Origin of the sequence: Prevotella sp. oral taxon 306 str. F0472, assembly GCF_000257925.1 — a bacterium.
GTDB classification, from domain to species: Bacteria; Bacteroidota; Bacteroidia; order Bacteroidales; family Bacteroidaceae; genus Prevotella; species Prevotella vespertina.
Map to the genome: position 1 here is coordinate 1 of NZ_AJIN01000015.1, position 3,671 is coordinate 3,671.

At 42.5% G+C, this 3,671-nt stretch carries 3 protein-coding genes and 1 pseudogene; 1 reads left to right on the forward strand and 3 read right to left on the reverse strand.

Features of this window, described 5'->3' with window-relative positions:
* Nucleotides 1-777: pseudogene (locus HMPREF9969_RS02520) on the forward strand (helicase); the annotation flags it as partial.
* A gap of 106 nt (nucleotides 778-883) precedes the next feature.
* On the opposite strand, the gene HMPREF9969_RS02525 reads toward HMPREF9969_RS02520, so the two are convergent.
* From HMPREF9969_RS02525 to HMPREF9969_RS02535, 3 genes are all read right to left on the reverse strand, one after another.
* Entirely contained in the window at nucleotides 884-1,810 is a 927-nt protein-coding gene (locus tag HMPREF9969_RS02525) for an Abi family protein (protein ID WP_009434300.1), read from the reverse strand.
* Nucleotides 1,811-1,969: 159 nt separating this feature from the next.
* Nucleotides 1,970-2,278, reverse strand: coding sequence for a helix-turn-helix domain-containing protein (locus HMPREF9969_RS02530; protein WP_009434302.1), 309 nt, complete (start codon nucleotides 2,276-2,278; stop codon nucleotides 1,970-1,972).
* On the reverse strand, nucleotides 2,266-3,671 hold a 1,406-nt coding region (locus HMPREF9969_RS02535; RefSeq protein ID WP_036894751.1), incomplete at its 5' end, for a bifunctional DNA primase/helicase. The genes HMPREF9969_RS02535 and HMPREF9969_RS02530, both read right to left, overlap by 13 nt.

Below are 3,671 nucleotides of genomic sequence, written 5' to 3' on the forward strand. Positions count from 1 at the left end.
AAGAACTTTCTCCGTGAGCGTGATGCCGCAACGGGCAAGTTGGCAGAGATTGAAAGTTCTGTATCCTTCCATACGGACAAAATTAAGGAGGCTAAGGCGGACTTGGCTTGCTTTGAGCAGCGTGTGGAACGTAATGCAGAGGGCGAAGCCATTAATAAACTCAAGATTAAAGGTGTGGAGGATAGTACGGACATCAAAGTCATTGCTGCACGTTTACAGGAGATTGACGAGAAAGCTCGCACCAAGGGTGAATACAACAAAATCGGTGAGATTTATGGTTTTTCCATAATGGTCAAGACGGAGAGTACTTCCAAAGACTTGTTCGACTGTTCGGTGAACCGCTTCTTTGTAAAAGGGCAGGAGAGTATCTACTATACCTATAATAACGGTAAATTGGCAACTGACCCGAAACTTGCGTGTCAGAACTTCATTAACGCCTTGGAGCGTATTCCAAAGGTGATAGAGTCGCATGAGAAAGAAATGGCAAAGGTCGTGGCCAACAAGACTGTTTACACGAATATTGCCAATGGCTCTTGGAAGAAAGAGGACGAGCTTCGCTCACTTAAAAGTGAAGCTACTGAATTGGACAGAAAGATTGCACTTACGCTTGCACCGCCAGAGGAGGAAACAGAGGAAGCAGAGAAAGAGAAAATGAAGCAAGTAGAGGATCTGTCCGACAACAATCACTCAGTCGGAGTAAAGAACGAGAGTTATCCTGCTCATGACAAGGAAGAAGACAATCGTTCACAGAACTTCAGACCCAAATGGAGACACTAAACGCGCATGTTTATTATCCAATGGAAGCAAAAAAATGTCTTACTTTCATTTTTTAGTAGACATAAATAAAGTACGGGAATATTGCGATTGATATTCCCGTACAAAATTATTGCCAGATAGATTCCCTATTCCAATGGTCTGGAAAACCTATCTTATAAATAGGAATGTTCGGATTTTCCTCTATCAGTGAGATTATCTTTCTCTTATATGTATCCCCAGCATTGATAGCATTGCACAAGTATAACATGGAAGTGATGATTAGAAATGGCTTCTTTTTAGAGAATTCCGAAAGAGGATGTTGCAGCCAAATACCTCTTGGATTACTAATATCCATTGGGCGTTTTACCATATTTCGACTCCATACTCTTGAATGATGAGCTACAATATTTCTCAAATAGGATATGGCTTCAAGCCAGCTTGATAGTTCTGTATGCATATTAAGTCCGAATTCATTGGCAATTCTTGCCTTTTCCGGTAACTGATGATTAAGATTCTTATATATCTTTGAAAGTGTACCAAAAGTCGCAACTTCAAAAATAATCCATGCGTCAGGCTGTTGGGTAAGAGATATACATTTTCTGTCCTCCCACACTCCATATTTACATTTGTAGTCTTTTATAAAAATCTCACCGCTACGCATAAACTCACCCATCAGATCATGTATATGTTGCTGTTGGAGTTCTTCATTGTTGAAAAGTCCCTTATCTATATAGTACAGCCCACCGTATGATTGTGAAAGATGATAAATCATCTTCGACCGCAACGCTATCTCTATGGCTTCAATGGCATCGAATAAGATAAGACGCAACTCCTTATCAAAGAAATATCGTGCGATAACGTCCTTAAAATTGGCGTCATTCTTGAATATATGCTGTTCTTTGTCAGTTTGCATATCCCACCAATACCCCTTCAAACGGTAGTAGCTGATATGACTTAAATGAAGATGGGCAAACTCCTCATCTTCTATAATCATGCCTCTATGCTTCAGTAAATCGATTTGTTCCTGAATGGAACGTGATTCTTTATTCGCCATAGTATCTATAAAAAAATGACTCGCCAGCAGATCTTACGGTATGCCAAGCGAGTACTGTTATCTTTGAGTTGTGGAAACCCACAACTAACTTTCTGATTGCAAAGGTAAGTATTTTTTTTGTTTCAGCAAAATAATTGCAGATTTTTTAAATGACAAAAATTACCAACCATCTCGCTTCCGTATCATTTCATCTATCTCTTCCCGAAGGAAAAGCAATCGACCGTTAGCCTTGAGATAGGGGATTTTTCCAGCCCAAACCCAGTTGTAGATGGTCTTTTGCTCCACTTTAAGAATCTTGGATACATCTATGATGTCCAAGTATTCGGGTTTCAAGGGTGGTTGGACAGTTGTATCAACGGATTGCTCTTGCAGGACAAGCAGGAGGTCGAGTTTGTCCTCAACTTTCATGAGCCTGTCGAACAGGCGTTTTTGCCAAGTCTCTTCTGTATGATGTTCTAAGTACGACATAGTTCTCCTTTTTGATAGTTGCCATTGGTATCTTGTGCTAAGATACGTTGTTCTTTCATGTAGGCGATGTATTTCTTCGCAGTTCTGTCCTTGATTTCCATTTCTCGCATCAGAACCTCACAAAGTTCTTGGTAAGTGAGCTTGAAAGAATTTCGGAAAGCTTCTTTGACAACGGCAATGAGTTCATCAGTCTTGCGCTTTTCCTTGTCTTCCTTGGACTTCTCACCACGATAAACGTGCATGTCTTCTTTCTTGTCCCAGCCGAAAAGCATCATCGGTACGTCCAACGGACTTCCGTCACGCACTTTCAACGCCTTTACGACCGAGTATTCAGGATTGTCGTCTTTCTCTATGGAAAGGATACCCGCCGCCTTACGTTGAAGTTCCGAGCCGATATGTCCCCGAAGTTTGATACCGTTCGGCACGAAGTGCAATACGCAGATAATACAAGTATTGTATATCCCAGCCAAGCGGTAAAGTTCGTCAACAATGGCTATACTTTCCGTTTCATCGTTCGCAGAACGTATCAGATCAGCAATACCATCAATGACAACGAGGTGTATTCCACCATGCTTGTGATAGAACAAGTCCATACTTTCACGGATAAGTTTCAAGCGGTCCTTACGAGAGAGTGAGGCAAGGTAGAGTGAATGGTAGAACTCCGGTACTGCCGTCAATGAAGCCCGGTACAAAGTCTTGCCCAGATTCTTGTGAAGCTGTGCCTCAGACTGCTCTGTGTCATAGTGCAAGACTGCCAAGCCTTTGGGGTTTGCGGTAATCTCCAATCCCAAGGTTTTCTCTATTGGCATCCGTTCTTCTCCCAATGCTCCGGCAAGGATAGCACCCACATAATTGCTCTTACCCGTACCCTCACCCCCGGTAATGCAGAACAGATTGTCCTGCGTTCCCAGCGGAACACCATTTACCGCCACTACTGACTTGGAAATATCCGGCGGGTTTTCGTAGTCAATTTCACAGGAGCGAAGCATCATCATGGTTTGGCTATATAGGTCTGTAAACATCTTGGCAAGCAGTTCTTTCAGTTCCTTCGCCCCGTTGTCTAAGGCAAAGAAATCAGAAATGTCCTTTTCCGTCTTGGTTCCACTAAGTGGGAGTGTAAGATTCAACACCTTGTATTCCGCCAGATATTCAGACTGTTTATGCGCTTCCCGCACACCCGTCTCATCTGCATCATACAAGAGTATGATATGCCGAAAGCGAAGTTGAAGGCTCTCTATGATGCTTTCCGGTATTTGTGCCGTTTCACTGTTGAAGCAAATCGCATTGAAGCCGTGTGCATACAATGAGAGTACATCCTTTTCTCCACCTGTAATGAAAAGCATATCTCCTTTGGCAGGAATCTGCTCCATTCCGAAGCAATACGTGGTAGGCA

Excerpts from the sequence above, each read along its gene's own strand:
- HMPREF9969_RS02530 (WP_009434302.1), bottom strand. The coding sequence starts at position 2,278 with ATGTCGTACTTAGAACATCATACAGAAGAGACTTGGCAAAAACGCCTG.
- HMPREF9969_RS02525 (WP_009434300.1), bottom strand. The coding sequence starts at position 1,810 with ATGGCGAATAAAGAATCACGTTCCATTCAGGAACAAATCGATTTACTG.